Consider the following 15,505-nt stretch of genomic DNA (forward strand, 5'->3'; position numbering starts at 1 on the left):
GAAAAGGGCTTTTAAAATGTAGTTTAAGACCTCTTTTTATTTAAAGTTTTCATGATGAATAATGCTATATATGAAGCAATGAATGAGCCTAAAGTGTAAACAACTGACCACCCTAAGAAAGAGCCATTAAAAAGTGTAAATGTCAGGATGAGCAAAATGATAAAGCTCACAACTGGCATGAAATAAACCTTTTGTACAAACAATGTGACGATAAAAGAAGCGATGATCGTACTTACTGGAAGCAAGCCGAATACGAATTCTAAATGAGTCATACCAATTCTCCCTTTAAATGACTTAGCTACATTTGATTTGTTCTAATTGCCTCTCATACACTCAAAATTCATAGTACATCGGGTTTTTGAGTTTAATAAATTTATTAGACAAAAGAATCAATAACCATATCATAACATAAGTAAATGCATTTATTACATTATATGTAATTTGATGGGAAGTCGGATGATTTTAAATCCTTTTTTTTGTAATCTTATTGAAAGTCATATTTAAATAAAGTATAGTAACTTTATATGACAAAGAGGAGGATGGTTAAAGATGATGCATGCAGGAAGATTACGCCAGCAAACTTTGAACAATCAATAATTTCATATGTTCAAAGGCTCTGTTTTCATCAAACAGAGTAAACGGGGTAGTCTGCACATTTTTAAACATCTTCAGCGGTCAAGTATGTAACTTTACTTGAAGACAGACAGATATCGTTTCTGTCTTTTTTTGTAATTTTTTATTGATATAAAGAGAGATATGAGTCTAGCCGTGTTTACTCTAGCCACAGATAGCAGCCTATTTGTGGTTTTTTTGATGATTTTCTTAACGCCTGTTGATCATGAATAAATGAGCAATTGGAGGAAAAGAATATGAATAGGCTAGATTTAAAGCAATTAGCCAATCATCACGGATTAGAGATTTTAGAGAATACCATCAAAATAAATGAATCAGGTGTTGATTTCCGTGTCGCACATGTCGAAGATTTACATGGTGATCAATGGATATTAAGAGTGCCTCGCAGACCTGAATCAATGAAACATACCTTACAAGAAAAAAAGACATTAGATCATATTAGTAAGCAGGTTCAATTTCAGGTCCCTCAGTGGTCTATCTTTACAGAAAGTCTGATTGCTTATAAACAATTAGAGGGGGTACCGGCGGCAAGTATTGATGTGGAGAAGCAATCATATGTGTGGAGTTTTGACCAAACGAATGTACCGCAAGCCTATTACGAATCATTAGGAAGAGTTTTAGCGAATGTACATTCCTTAGATCAACAGCCTTTTAAAACGCTCGGTGTGGAGATGCTCAGTGCTCATGAATTAAGAGAATCAATGAAACAGCGAATGGAACGTGTCAAATCGCAATACACCATTAACAGCGGTTTATGGGAGCGCTGGCAAGCATGGCTAGCAAAAGATTCTTTATGGCCGCCTTTCGTGGGGGTGAAGCATGGAGATTTACATCCTGGCCACATTCTGATTGATGAAAATCAATGTGTTACGGGTGTGATTGATTGGTCTGAAGTGGGGGTTGGTGATGTATCTGCAGACTTTTTGTCGCATCAACTTCTCTTTGGGAAAGAAGGATTAACAAAACTTATCCATGCGTATGAAAAAGCAGGCGGGAGAACTTGGCCAGGAATGGATGAACATATAATAGAACTTCTGACTACAAGTGCGATCACTGTGGCCGAGTACGCACAGAGATCAGGTTTGAAAGATATGCATGAAACTGCAGCATACATGTTGGCAAACGAAAGCTAATCAATCAGGACGAATCCAAAAAAAAGCCCCTAAAAAGGGCTTTTTTTAATCTAATTCATGAAAAAACTGTTTGAGTTGATCAATGAAAACGGATTTTGATTTTCCTTTTTTATAAATGAACTCGATATTGATATTGAAATTGATGGATGGATCGATTGAAATTTGTTTTAATGTTCCTTGTTCTACCTCATTTCTAACACAATGATGAGGAAGAAACGATAGTCCCATTCCTTAAAGCACTAAATTTTTTGCGGTTTCCATATAATCAACCTCAATGGAAATGTTCGGTGTGATGTTGTTTTTTTGAAATAATCGGTGGAGCATCAACCAATCAAATGATCCATAGTCAAAGAAAATAAAAGGCTGTTCTTCTAGTTCTTTCATATTGATGTTGTCATGGCTGGCGAGCGGGTGATGAGTTGGGACGAACAGCCCGATTGGATCGCTGAAAATAGGGATTGATTCAATTTGAGGATGTGTTTCAGTTCTGACAATCCCAAAGTCTACTTGGTTGTTAATCACTTTTTTGACAACATCCTTTGAATGTCCTGTTACGATTTTCACTTTCAGGTTTTCGTATTTTTCTTTTAGTGCGGGTAATATGTTAGGCAATAGATTATTGGAAATAGAGGATGCGCATCCAATCGTCAATTCATAAGGGATCATCGTTTGTTTGAGACTATGCTTTGCTTCTTGATAAGAATGGAGGATCTTTTTGGCATGCGGGTAAAACTGTTCACCTTTTTCCGTCAGAGATAGTTTATTTCTCTGTCTATCAAATAATTTCAGGTCTAATTCTTTTTCTAACGATTGAATACGTGCCGAAACAGAAGGCTGGGTTAAATACAGTGCTTCCGCAGCTTTATTGATACTGCCTAGCTGGCATACATAAATAAACACTTCTATATTCTCAATATTCATTTTATCCCCTTATATTACGTTCTTTAAATGTTTAGCTTTTCAAGCTCATACACTAATTTTACAGCTTCTTTCGCCAAAATGACAGTAGGGTCAATCACTTTCACATCTTTAGTTGACCTTAGTACTAAGGGGATTTCTGTACAGCCGGCAATGATGGCTTCTGCTCCTTGATTGATTAAAATTTCTGCAGCTAACGCCAATTCACTTTCGCCTTTACTTAATTTTCCTGCTTTCACCGCATATATCCCATTCATCACGTTTTTCTGAAGATTTTCACTAGGAATCATGACGTCAATCTTGTGATGAGCACAAGCCTTTTGATAGAGCTGGGTTTTTAATGTTCCATCAGTACATAGTAAGCCCACAGATGTATAGTGATGTTTGTTTAGATAATTTGCGGTTTCTAATGGCATATTCATAATAGGGATATGGGTGGAATGTTGTACGTTTTCTAAAAGAAGTGAGCGGTATTGCATGCAATGAGAATAAAGTCCGCTCTTGCACGTTCTAATCTCTTAGCTGATGCAATCATATAATCTGTAGGATCTTCGCTTTTCCCAAATATGGCATTGGTTCTATCAGGGATTTGAGGATAATTATCAGCAATCACATGGATATGATCCTGATCTTTTATCGCTGGTGTATGAGAAATGATTTTTTTCATCAGATCAATCGTTGCTAAAGGACTCATCCCGCCCATAATTCCGATCGTTGTAGACATATACGCCACCACATTTCTTTTTTTCTATTATAAAAAAAGAAAGCATGGTGAGCGTTATAGAAAAGTTCTATATGTATATAGAAGGTTTATCAAAAGCGTCTTTTAATAGCGCTTAGCGGCCCTCTCTGATTGAAATTGGCGAATAACAACCCGGTGTGTCCTTGTAAATATGCTGTTTGCACTCATGTTTTACCCTCATTTTTTAGTTTGTTTTTGATTTGAAAAAGTCTATCAGCCATTCAGATAGCTGCTGCTGTGCTTTACTGACAAATCGATCTGCATAATAAGTTAATTCCAAGTGACGAACAGGTGCTGGCTCAGCAATAGGAATCGAAACAATATTTGGCCACGTCGAATGGTATTGCAGCAACCCTCGCGGCTGAATGGTTGCACCGATCCCAGCTTCAACCAGCTGCAATAGCGAAGATGCGGACCCAACCTCCATGACAGTGTCCAATTCAACACCTTGTTCTTTACATACGTCATCTACTAGATCCCTTCCTAGATATCCCTTCGGATACATGACCAAAGTATGCTGCGTCAGCTCTTCCAATGTCACTTCACTCTTTTGGGCTAGATCACTTTCTGAATGAACAAATAATTCGTAGGGCTCACTTCCAAGTGGAATTAGAACGAGACGCTTATCCGCAGGCCCTCGCAGCCCGATGCCGAGATCCACTTTATGCGACAGTACTTCTTCACGAACGAAGATCGTTGAATATGCTTTCAGATTGGTTTCGGGATAAAGTGTTTTAAATTCTACAAATAGCGGAACAAGCTGAAAGTCAAGATCGGAGGGGAGTACTGCAAGTCGTACGGTTCCTCGTTTTTCAGATAACAGTTCTTTCATCGCATTTTTTGCATCTCTTTCAGCTTGAAGCATTTTCATACCATATTGATAAAGCAGAGAACCCGCTTCAGTTGCAACGACTTTTTTACCGATTCGATCAAAGAGCGGCATCCCAACTTCTGCTTCAAGCAGCCGGATCTGTTGGCTTAATGTAGGCTGTGATATCCCTAATTGCTCAGCAGCTTTTGTGAAATGTAAATGGTCGAATACAGCCATGAAATATGTAATATGACGAGTATCCATTTGTCATCCTTTCATAAATAATAGTTTTTTACTATCATCATAATACGAATTATTGTATTGATCAATGAATGCGGCAGATTTATACTCAAAGTAACTTCAACAAGATGAGAGAGGAAGAAGAGCATTGATGAAAAAAATATTTTATTTAACCGCTTTATTTTTAGCTGCACTAAACTTGCGCCCAATCATTACGTCCGTGGCTTCTATGATGAGTATGATCCAAACAGACCTTGCTGTCAGTGCACTGACAGCAAGTCTTCTAACTACTTTACCGGTCTTGTGCATGGGGGTCTTTGCACCTGTAGCAACTAAACTAAGCCGCCGTTTTGGTTTAGAGAGAACCCTCTTTTTCTCGATTCTTCTCATCACGATCGCTACTGGATTACGTGGGACGAGTCAAACGGTTGCCATCCTTCTCATCACTGCATTTGCAGGAGGAGTTGGAATTAGCTTTGCAGGACCATTGTTGTCTAGTTTTATCAAAAAGTATTTCCCGAAAAACCCGGGGATTGTGAGTGTCTATTCTATTTCGATGACGATTGGTGCAGCACTTGCTTCTGGCTTCACCATTCCGATATATCTTCGCAGTGAGCATAACCTTCCGCTCGCCTTGTCTTGCTGGGCGGTTTTAGGGATCATCGCATTGATCTTATGGCTAGGGCTGGCTCGGAAAAAACAACAGGCTGATCATGCAGTTTTACCGCTAAGGCTACCGCTGCGAAACAAAAAAGCCATTCAATTCACCTTGTTCTTTGGCTTTATGTCCAGTATGTTCTATTCGTTAACAGCATGGATTTCACCCATCGCCCTTAGTTTTGGAAATAGTCCACAGTATGCCGCCATGCTGCTAACGATATTTACACTGATTCAGATTCCGGTGGCACTACTCGTTCCAGGAGTCGTCACTCGCTTAGGAAAACCGAAATTATTTCTGATTTTATGCAGCGTGTCAGAGCTGATCGGCCTTATTTTCCTTCTACTTCCAATGCCTATTTTGCCAGCCGTCATTTTTCTAGGGATTGGGGCAGGTGGATTATTTCCTTTAGCACTTATGCTGCCCATTATTGAGACGCGTACACCGGAGGAGGCTGGTACATGGTCCGCTATGTCGCAGATGGGCGGATACATCATGGGCGGGTTTGGTCCGTTTTTCATTGGCTTGGTTTTCGATCTAAGCGGACATTTTCAAGCTTCCATTGTCGCAATGCTCGTCATTGTCTCATTGATGATTGGTGTTCAGTTATCAATGAAATTAGGTAGAAAAGAGGAAGAAGTGTCGAGTTAAATCATGCTGCTTCACATTTCAATCAAAACGGGGAGGTTTTATTGCTTAAGAAGGGGAGCCTGGGGAGAGATACTGGGTGCTTGTTTATGATGGAACGTAAGGAATGTCTTCATTTTTCGCAGCCGCTTTTATAGCTTTTCTTTATTGAGTTTGCGCAATAATGGAATATTTCACAAAATAATAGAGTCACCTAAAGGAGGCAAGTATTGTCTCTCTTTTGTTGTTTTAGGAGTAAACACCAGTGATACTTTCATTTAACCAGAAATGCTATTGCTTTTTTGCTCGATTAAGAGTTTGATTATAATAGAGACTGTAAAACAGAAGGCGATAGAATAATTCAGTATCATGAGCTCCAGTTATTTTTGCAAGATATGTTCCGAGAAAAATTTGCATAAAAGAACTAGAGGTGAATAATATGACAAGCTATGAGTCGAAAGACATTTTAAAGCAAGCAATCATGAAGACGTACAATCAATACGATGAAGAATTCAATATGATTCCAGAAGAAATGAAAGATGATCGAATAGAGGATGTAAGCCGAACTCCTGCAGAAAATTTGGCCTATCAAGTTGGTTGGACAACCCTGCTGCTTCAATGGGAGCAACACGAAACTGAAGGAAAGGTTGTCCATACGCCAGCAGAAGGTTATAAATGGAATCAGCTTGGCACATTATATTCTCTTTTTAATGAGAAGTATGCCTGCCAATCACTAGTCGCATTAAGAGCTCAGCTCAAACAGAATGTTTTAACTATTTGTGATATGTTGGATCGTATGAGTGAAGAAGAAGTGTTTGAACCTCATCAACGAAAATGGGCGGATGATGCGACAGCAAAGGCTGTTTGGCCAGTTTATAAATTTATTCATGTGAATACCGTTGCTCCTTTTAAAAATTTCCGTACTCAAATTCGTAAATGGAAACGATTAAAACAAGTATGACGTGAAGGATATACGATGTACATATTTCGTTAGAACTAAACTTGATTGTATCATCTTATTTTAGAGAGAACAGGGGGCGCTGATTCGAGCCCAGTTATTCCTTCTTATCAAAATTACGATCACTCACATGGCTTCTTTACAGGAGCTTTTTTTCTTATTTTTGCGGTTTCTTTTCGGTGTCGGACGATTCACAAAATGATAATATATGTCATTATAGGGAAAATAGAGGGAGGGGTAAGGACGGATGGAGAAAGTGCTTTCTTCTCACGTCGGCTTGAAAATCAATGAATGGTATTATCATATTCAAAGATTTAACGTACCGGACGCCGACGCATATAAAGAAGAAATCAAATCAATGCTTGATCATATGGAAGAGAATCAGGATTTATTATTGTATTTCTCACTTATGGAGTTCAGACATAAATTAATGCTTGATTACTTGAATCCTTTAGAAAATGGAAAAGAGCGGGCGAACTTTAGGGAACTCGCAATGAAGATCAAAAGGGATCAAGAGAAATTAACAGGATTGCTCGAGTATTACTTCAATTTTTTCTACGGCATGTACGAATTTGAAAACTACGAATACCTCAATGCGATTACCTTCTATAAGCGGGCAGAAAAAAAGCTGTCTCTTGTCAGCGACGATATTGAACGTGCCGAGTTCAATTACAAGATGGCAGAAATCTATTACCACATGAAACAAACCCATATGTCGATGCACCATATCGCACAGGCAATAGAATGTTATCGAGAAAAAGATACATACACAGTAAGAGAAATCCAATGTTCTTTTGTCATTGGATTAAACTATATAGATATGGGCTGCCCCGAAAAAGCAATACCCCATTTTCAACACGCACTAGAAAAAGCCGCCGACAACTCAACAAAACGATTAAAAGGATCAGCACTGTATAATTTAGGGTTGAGTTATTTTCATAACAAAGAATTAGCACAAGCGATTATTCACTTTAATGACTCGATTAGAGCATTTAGAGAGCAGGGATACGAGCATTTAAATAGAATCTTAGATCCGCTCATTATGTTGTCAAAAGCCTACTTCAAAATGAAAGAACAGGATTTAGGTACATACGCTTTAAATAACGGAATAGAACTATCTGAAAAGCTGAAAGATCATGTTCTATTATTGATATTCAAGTTTTTAAGATCCCTATACATTGACAACAATTTTGAGCAGTTGGAAAAAATAATGGAATTGTTAGAAATAAAGTCAATGTATCCTGACCTAGAAGATTTAGCAAAAGATGCTGCAAAATATTATAATGAGATGGGAGATAAAGACAATGCGATGCATTTCTATGAAAAGATTCTTTATTTCCAAACTCAAGTGAAGCGGGGGGACTGTCAGTATGAAATTTAAAACGTTATCAGTAGTATTCGTGATGATTAGTGTCATAAGTGTTGTTAGTTATTTTACGTCAGAAGTGACAGCAAGTCATGATGAAGCTAGGAGAGGTCATACTGCAAGTATTGGTTATACTGCTTAAGTAAAAAGCCCTTTAAGGGCTTTTTACTATAAAACGGAATATATGCTATGAATAAAGAATATTTTTTCCATAGAAAACATACTGAGGAGGAAGTAAAATGACAATGTTAAAATCAACATTATTTCGAAGGATTTTCATTATATTTTTTGCTTTAACCTTTATGATTAGTCTGTTCAATATGGCTGTGTTTCCAGGGACGCCAGCGTCTTATTATGTTGGCCTGATTTGTAAGATGTTGTTTATCAGTTTGTTAAATGGTCTATTTTTCGGAACAATTATCTATTTGATTGTCACCCTTCTCTTTGCTAAATCTTCAAAGGAAAATCAATAAACAAGTGAGCGGCTAAAGACCGTTCTTTTTTATTTTTAAAAATTGGACATGCTATTTTAAGAGAAAATGAGATGACTTAATTTATGATCTAAATCGCAATTCCTGTAAATGTTTTTCCATCATACATTCAATTATTTTTAATAACTTACTGCATTATATTTTAAAGGGTGTTACCGTTGGATGTAAGGAATGATTGGCCAATCTTCCAATAAGAGTTGGAGGGAAATCATGAATTGCAAAATTGAAATATTAAGCAATATGAAGATGGTGTATATGAGGAATATAGGACCGTATGGAAGCAAAATGAATATAGAAATGATGAAGCATTTTAAAAAATGGATCAATAAACATCAATTAAATGATGAATTAAAGAAACATGGCATATACGGGGTTCCTCAAGATGATCCTGCAAGGACTTTACCTGAAAAATGCAGATATGACCTCATGATCATGACAAATAGAGATTTCTCTAATGATCAAATGGTTCAGACTGGTCATTTTGAAGGGGGAAAGTATGCTGTTTTTACAATGAGGCATACAACTGAAAAAGTGAATTTGTTTTGGAGTCAATTACCTGACTATATTCAGAACAATCAATTGAACATGCGTCAGGCACCTACTATAGAGCGATATAGAGAAGAGGAAGGCGAAGATAAGGTGTGTGAATTCTTACTGCCTATCTTTTAGACACTTTATCGAAATTCAATGGGAAAGCAGACCTTTATGGTCTGTTTTTCTGCATATCAGATTTACATTCTTAAATCATCTTGCTTCAAATGCTATACTATGGCTAAACCATTCATGAAGGGGCATGATAGGAGGAGCATTGTGTGATATTCATCATAGGCATTGTCATTGCTTTTATGATTGCTATTTTAGGTTTTACTGTTTTTGTAGAAGTAGGAAATGGACTGGGAACGGCTCTCAGCATCATCGGAGGACTGGTCATTTTATTCATAGCCGGTAGATTACAAAGACGAAAAGAACAGAATGATCCCAACATATTATTAGATAAGATGATGATGTTTTTTCACGAAGATGGATTTCAGGCATCTACATATATCTTTTCAGAGCAAGTTGATAAGGGATTTGCGATTGATGATGAGTTAAATAAAATGCGCTTTATTGAACATCAACCTGGCGGATCATCTAGAAAATATAGATTTGCAGTCACTGAGCTTTCCTTGAAAGATTTGAAACAAGTTGAGATATTAGAAGATGGTGTGCCGATTATTGATTATTCAGCTGAGAGTGATGATAAAGAAGAGGTCTCGACGCTTGAATTAAGGTTAACAATGAATGACAATGACCAAGAATCATCCACGATTACAATCAACTTCCTGCAATTTGATGTGCCTGTTCGTAAGAGCAATGCTCAATACTTAACTGAACGGGAAAATTTGCATGAGATTTATCATGATATTGATGCAATGATGAAATCTGCGGATGAAATTGAATATCATCGCTCATAGAGAAGAAATCACAGTTGATGTGGTTTCTTTTTTTATGTGTAACAAGACAAAGCAGGTCCAGTCATTGTAGTTGAATGTTTTTCTCAAAAATGAATAAAGATAGACTAGACGCGAAAGCGAACATGGAGATAGAAAGAACTCTCATGTGATGAGGAGGAAAAATAAATGAAAAAGCTTTGTAGGGAAGTTTGGATCGAAGTCAACCTTGACGCGATTAAAAGAAATATCGGGGCCATTCAAGCGCATATTCCGAGGAAAAGTAAGATCATGGCTGTCGTGAAGGCGAATGCTTATGGACACGGTTCAGTGGAGGTAGCGCGGCAGGCACTGGAGAGCGGTGCGACGGAGCTCGCAGTTGCTAGCTTGGAAGAAGGCATTGTATTGAGGAGAGCAAAAATTGAAGCACCGATTCTGGTCCTTGGATTTACGCCGCTTGACTGTGTGAAAAGGGCTGCAGCCTGGAGAATTGACCTTTCAGGCCTTCGTGAAGACTGGATTGTTCAAGCAAATGAGATCTTAGCGGAAGAAGAAAGTCAGCGCCGGCTTGGGATTCATGTCAATGTCGACACAGGTATGGGGCGATTAGGTGTACGAACGAAGGAAGAGCTGTTAAGAGTGGTGGAAGCCCTTGAAAAGAGTGAAAACCTTAGATGGGACGGGATTTTTACGCATTTCTCCACTGCGGATGAGCCTGACCCTGATTTCACACTGCTTCAGCACAGCATTTTTATTGATTTTCTTCGTTTCTTAAAAAAACAAGGCATTACATTGCCTACGGTACATATGAACAATACAGCAGCTGCCATCGCGTTTCCTGAATTTAGTGCAGATATGATTCGGCTCGGCATCGGGCTATATGGACTGTACCCCTCGCAATACATTGAGAGTTTAGACGCTGTTAAGCTAGAGCCCGCTCTCAGTTTAAAAGCAAGGATTGCGTTCGTGAAAGAAATGGTGACAAAGCCAAGGACCGTCAGCTATGGTGCAACCTATGTAGCAAAACCTGATGAAGTTATAGCAACCATACCAATCGGTTATGCAGATGGGTACTCACGTGCTTTATCCAATAGAGGATTTATGCTTTTCCGCGGAAAACGAATGCCGATTGCTGGCCGAGTCACAATGGATATGACGATGATCAGTTTAGGAGAAATGAAAGCAAAGCAAGGAGAGGAAGTTGTCATTTACGGCCGTCAAAAAGGCGGAGAAATTTCTGTCGACGAAATCGCCGAAATGCTCAATACGATCAACTACGAAGTCATCGCCACCTTAAGCCGCCGCGTCCCAAGGTTTTATCGTCGAGGAGGGAAGATTATTAAAATATCGACACCGGTGATGTATGTGTGAGAGTAAATAACAGGTGCAATTTGAGGATATTTGTTCTGGTGTACAATGATAAAAATTAAATTTTATTACAAATATGTCGATAAAAGGAGGGATATTTAAGATATGGAGGAAAGAAACGATGAAAAAAGGTTTATTTTTAGTGCTTTTGACTATTTTTATGATGGTCACAATTCATCCGTTAAAAGCTCATGCAGCTGAGACAAATGGGTGGACGAAGCGAGCAGACTTACCGGAAGAGCGAATCGGAGCAAGTGTAGGAGTAGTTGACGGGAAAATATATGTATTCGGTGGAGCAAGTCAACAGTCTAAATTCAACAATTCAACATATATGTATGATCCTAAAATTGATTTGTGGTCAGAAAAAACAAGTATGCCTAGATTAAGAACAGGAGCTACCTACGCAACAGTAGGTAAAAAAATCTATGTCATTGGCGGCCTTACTGATACAACTAAAACAGTTCACAAAACCATCGATGTTTATGATACAGAACTAGATCAATGGACAGAAGAACCAATTAAGATGCCTGAGAAATTTATATATACATCATATATAACGGGTTCCTTAAGAGCAGTTACAGTTGGAGAAAAAATTTATATAGTAGCATCTTTATCAAGCTCTCAAGTAAATTTTTATTCCTATGATACGGTAAGTGGAGAGTGGGAAAGTTTAGATAATTCTCAATTAGCTTCTCGTCAGGGTAGAAGTATTTCAGAGATAAATGGAAAGTTATATATTGCTGGTGGTGAGGCTAACGTTAGCCGAGCGAATGATAAAGATATATTAGAATATGATATGACGCTAGGGAAGTGGCAACGGTTAAAGGATGTTCAGTTAAATTCTTTTGCATATGAAGCTGCTTATGCGACATACAATCATAAATTATTTTTGATTGGCGGTCAGCAAATTGGAGATAGATCAAGTAAGTTATTAAAACAAGTTCAGATATTTGATCCACAAACTAGACAAGTCCAAGATTCTTTATATGAAATTCCTGAAGGTAGAGTTGGATCTGTAGCAGTTATTACTGATGATCAATTATATGTCATTGGTGGAAGAGATTATGCTGAGTCAATTGGTAGTCATTCTGTCAAAAACACTTTTAAATCTGTTATCTCAATTCCATTAAAAGATCTGCAAAAAGTCACTAAGGATCAGGATGAAACAAAACCAGATGATGGTTCAGCAGAAGAACCAAAAGATCAGGATGGAACAAAGCCTGGTGATGGGTCAACAGAAGAACCGAAAGATCAGGATGGAACGAAGCCTGGTGATGGGTCAACCGAAGAACCAAAAGATCAGGATGGAACAAAGCCTGGTGATGGGTCAACCGAAGAACCAAAAGATCAGGATGGAACAAAGCCTGGTGATGGGTCAACCGAAGAACCGAAAGATCAGGATGGAACGAAGCCTGGTGATGGGTCAACCGAAGAACCAAAAGATCAGGATGGAACAAAACCTGGTGAAGAAGCAACAAAAGGTATACTTTCAATTACCATGATAAACGGGCTGCAAAAGGATTATTTGCTTTCAATGAAAGAAATCAACGATTTTCTAAACTGGTATAAAGAGAGAAGCTTTGGAATTGGTATGAACTTCTATGAAATCAATGATGAACATAATAAAGGACCATTCACTAGTAAGAAAGATTACGTGGTGTACCAAAATATCTTAATGTTTGATATCAAGCAATACTGATATTCATAAAATTGTAAAGCTGCTGATGATAGATCAGCAGCTTTTGTTTTTATAGGATTGTTAAAATTAGGATTAACGTCATGAGAAAAATGCGATATTTTTTTAAAAAACTGCTAAACATCCTATAACAACATCCGATAATAGAATTGTCAGGGTTGATAAGCCCTAGAATAAAGGACTTTTTTCAGACAAGGACGTCTGTCAGGTCCCACATACATGGAGGTAATAGGAAATGAGAATTAACCACAATATCGCAGCACTTAACACATTGAACCGTTTGTCTGCAAACAACGGTGCGAGCCAAAAGAACATGGAGAAACTTTCTTCTGGTCTTAAAATCAACCGTGCAGGAGATGACGCAGCAGGTCTTGCAATCTCTGAAAAAATGCGTGGACAAATCCGCGGATTAGAAATGGCTTCTAAAAACGCACAAGACGGTATCTCTCTTATCCAAACAGCTGAAGGTGCATTAACTGAAACACATGCAATCCTTCAACGTGTGCGTGAATTAACTGTTCAAGCAGGTAACACTGGTACACAAGATGATACAGACCTTGGTGCAATTCAAGAAGAAATCAAAGCTTTAGTTGAAGAAGTCGGTGGCGAAACTGGAAGTAAAGGTATTGCTGATCGTACTCAATTCAACGGTAAAGACCTTTTAGATGGTTCTTTTGCTAGTGGTACAGCTGATTTAGTATTCCAAATTGGAGCTAACGGTGGCCAACAACTGACTGTAAACATTGACAGCATGAAAGCAGCTGATTTAGGAAGTGCGACAGTTAAAATTAGTAATATTGATGTAACTAATTTTGCAACTACATCTTTTGATGACCAACTTGCTGGAATTGATGAAGCTATCAACCAAGTATCAGCTCAACGTTCTAAACTTGGTGCAGTACAAAACCGTCTAGAGCACACAATCAACAACCTGGGTGCTTCTGGTGAAAACTTAACAGCTGCTGAGTCTCGTATCCGTGACGTTGATATGGCGAAAGAAATGAGTGAGTTCACAAAGAACAACATTCTTTCTCAAGCTTCACAAGCAATGCTTGCACAAGCGAACCAACAGCCACAAAACGTACTTCAATTACTACGTTAATGAAGAGCCCCTTTTATGGGGCTTTTTTTTATGCTGTTTTTTTCTTCTCATTTTCTCCAGTCTTATGATTCTTAAATCCCTCTGATAAATCATGAAAAATGACCTTTAAATTTGGCATACTCTAGCGAAACGATCATAATGAATGAGACTTATTCCTTATTTATCCCTTTTTTGTTAAACAAATTCCATCAGTGTTCGATAAATGGATTGTAAGGCTTACAAAAAAATTCTAATTTAGAACTTTTGGACAAGGATGTTCAATTGGTTCAAACACATGGAGGTAATAGGAAATGAGAATTAACCACAATATCGCAGCACTTAACACATTGAATCGTTTGTCTGCAAACAATGGAGCAGGGCAAAAGAACATGGAGAAGCTGTCTTCTGGTCTTCGCATCAACCGTGCAGGAGATGACGCAGCAGGTCTAGCAATCTCTGAAAAAATGCGTGGACAAATCCGCGGATTAGAAATGGCATCTAAAAACGCACAAGATGGTATCTCTCTTATTCAAACAGCTGAAGGTGCATTAACAGAAACACATGCGATTCTTCAACGTATGCGTGAACTAACTGTTCAAGCGGGTAACGTTGGTACTCAACAAACAGAAGATTTAACAGCGATTCAAGAAGAACTCACTGCTTTGGTGGATGAAATTGATGGGATTTCACAGCGTACAGCATTTAACGGAAAGAATCTGTTGGATGGTAGCGTAGAAGATGGATTCCAATTTCAAATTGGCGCAAACATTGAGCAAAATATCAACGTACAGATCGGCAAAATGGACGCTGAAACCTTGACTGTCAAAGATATTAAAGTGAATGAAGATGGTTTTGACTTTGACGTCGAAGTAGCAAAAATTGATGAAGCAATCGGCGCAGTATCTAAACAACGTTCAGCACTTGGTGCAGTACAAAACCGTCTAGAGCATACAATCAACAACCTTGGTGCTTCTGCTGAAAACTTAACAGCTGCTGAGTCTCGTATTCGTGACGTGGACATGGCGAAAGAAATGAGTGAGTTCACAAAGAACAACATTCTTTCTCAAGCGTCTCAAGCGATGCTAGCTCAAGCAAACCAACAGCCGCAAAACGTACTTCAATTATTACGTTAATGAAAAAGCCCCATGAAGGGGCTTTTTTTGTTTCAATCTAATGAAAGTAAGTGCTGCAAACGAAAGTCAGGAACCGCTTCATGGAAAAAAGCTCGATTGTCTTCATCATCCTCTTTATCCCACTGACTCCACCATTCAGCAGTTTCTCCAGAGGCGTCGGATTGAATCATGTCATGCAGCTGTTCTAAGTTGATAACATTGATAAAACTTTTGCAGCGAG

Annotated in this window: 14 protein-coding genes and 2 pseudogenes; 11 read left to right on the forward strand and 5 right to left on the reverse strand. The window is 38.3% G+C overall.

All coding sequences use genetic code 11. The features are described 5' to 3' along the window. Window positions 1-23: 23 nt before the first annotated feature. Window positions 24-272, reverse strand: a complete 249-nt coding sequence (locus C6Y06_RS06850) for a DUF2651 family protein (protein ID WP_060596051.1) — start codon at window positions 270-272, stop codon at window positions 24-26. A 597-nt stretch (window positions 273-869) separates the two neighbouring features. On the opposite strand from C6Y06_RS06850, the gene C6Y06_RS06855 reads away from it, so the two are divergent. Continuing rightward, entirely contained in the window at window positions 870-1,766 is an 897-nt protein-coding gene (locus C6Y06_RS06855) for a macrolide 2'-phosphotransferase (RefSeq protein WP_060596052.1), read from the forward strand. A 45-nt stretch (window positions 1,767-1,811) separates the two neighbouring features. Here the strand turns inward: C6Y06_RS06855 and C6Y06_RS06860 are convergent. The 3 genes and pseudogenes from C6Y06_RS06860 to C6Y06_RS06870 all read right to left on the reverse strand — a co-directional run bounded on the left by C6Y06_RS06860 (window position 1,812) and on the right by C6Y06_RS06870 (window position 4,501). Then, window positions 1,812-2,687 (reverse strand): annotated as a pseudogene (locus C6Y06_RS06860) (LysR family transcriptional regulator). 23 nt (window positions 2,688-2,710) lie between these two features. Further along, window positions 2,711-3,408 (reverse strand): annotated as a pseudogene (gene cuyB, locus C6Y06_RS06865) (cysteate racemase). 202 nt (window positions 3,409-3,610) lie between these two features. Then, window positions 3,611-4,501 carry a LysR family transcriptional regulator gene (locus tag C6Y06_RS06870; protein ID WP_106036710.1) on the reverse strand — a complete coding sequence of 297 codons (891 nt, stop codon included), beginning with the start codon at window positions 4,499-4,501 and terminating at the stop codon, window positions 3,611-3,613. Window positions 4,502-4,628: 127 nt separating this feature from the next. Here C6Y06_RS06870 and C6Y06_RS06875 point away from each other — a divergent pair, with 127 nt between their 5' ends. From C6Y06_RS06875 to hag (C6Y06_RS06925), 10 genes are all read left to right on the forward strand, one after another. Next, on the forward strand, window positions 4,629-5,786 hold the full coding sequence (locus C6Y06_RS06875) for an MFS transporter (protein WP_106036711.1): 1,158 nt from the start codon (window positions 4,629-4,631) through the stop codon (window positions 5,784-5,786). 415 nt (window positions 5,787-6,201) lie between these two features. Beyond that, a complete protein-coding gene (locus tag C6Y06_RS06880) occupies window positions 6,202-6,723 on the forward strand; it encodes a ClbS/DfsB family four-helix bundle protein (protein ID WP_060596056.1) in 522 nt (173 codons plus the stop codon). A gap of 244 nt (window positions 6,724-6,967) precedes the next feature. Then, window positions 6,968-8,101, forward strand: coding sequence for a Rap family tetratricopeptide repeat protein (locus tag C6Y06_RS06885; RefSeq protein ID WP_106036712.1), 1,134 nt, complete (start codon window positions 6,968-6,970; stop codon window positions 8,099-8,101). Window positions 8,102-8,325: 224 nt separating this feature from the next. Continuing rightward, window positions 8,326-8,559 (forward strand): hypothetical protein, encoded by a 234-nt coding sequence (locus C6Y06_RS06895; protein ID WP_034663128.1) that lies wholly within the window; start codon window positions 8,326-8,328, stop codon window positions 8,557-8,559. Between the two features lie 228 nt (window positions 8,560-8,787). Continuing rightward, the gene (locus C6Y06_RS06900) at window positions 8,788-9,246 is read left to right on the forward strand and encodes an AraC family transcriptional regulator (protein WP_060596057.1); all 459 of its coding nucleotides are present in this window, start codon (window positions 8,788-8,790) and stop codon (window positions 9,244-9,246) included. A 143-nt stretch (window positions 9,247-9,389) separates the two neighbouring features. Continuing rightward, a complete protein-coding gene (locus C6Y06_RS06905) occupies window positions 9,390-10,031 on the forward strand; it encodes a hypothetical protein (RefSeq protein WP_106036713.1) in 642 nt (213 codons plus the stop codon). A 165-nt stretch (window positions 10,032-10,196) separates the two neighbouring features. Then, the gene (alr, locus tag C6Y06_RS06910) at window positions 10,197-11,378 is read left to right on the forward strand and encodes an alanine racemase (protein WP_106036714.1); all 1,182 of its coding nucleotides are present in this window, start codon (window positions 10,197-10,199) and stop codon (window positions 11,376-11,378) included. A 118-nt stretch (window positions 11,379-11,496) separates the two neighbouring features. Continuing rightward, on the forward strand, window positions 11,497-13,074 hold the full coding sequence (locus tag C6Y06_RS06915) for a Kelch repeat-containing protein (RefSeq protein WP_106036715.1): 1,578 nt from the start codon (window positions 11,497-11,499) through the stop codon (window positions 13,072-13,074). A gap of 232 nt (window positions 13,075-13,306) precedes the next feature. Beyond that, on the forward strand, window positions 13,307-14,173 hold the full coding sequence (hag, locus tag C6Y06_RS06920) for a flagellin Hag (RefSeq protein ID WP_060596061.1): 867 nt from the start codon (window positions 13,307-13,309) through the stop codon (window positions 14,171-14,173). 290 nt (window positions 14,174-14,463) lie between these two features. Then, complete coding sequence (hag, locus tag C6Y06_RS06925) at window positions 14,464-15,285, forward strand: flagellin Hag (protein WP_044141245.1); 822 nt, start codon at window positions 14,464-14,466, stop codon at window positions 15,283-15,285. 32 nt (window positions 15,286-15,317) lie between these two features. On the opposite strand, the gene C6Y06_RS06930 is transcribed toward hag (C6Y06_RS06925), so the two are convergent. Further along, window positions 15,318-15,455 (reverse strand): hypothetical protein, encoded by a 138-nt coding sequence (locus tag C6Y06_RS06930; protein ID WP_189288326.1) that lies wholly within the window; start codon window positions 15,453-15,455, stop codon window positions 15,318-15,320. Window positions 15,456-15,505 lie beyond the last annotated feature (50 nt).

Origin of the sequence: Bacillus sp. MZGC1, assembly GCF_002998605.1 — a bacterium.
Taxonomy (GTDB): Bacteria; Bacillota; Bacilli; order Bacillales; family Bacillaceae; genus Bacillus.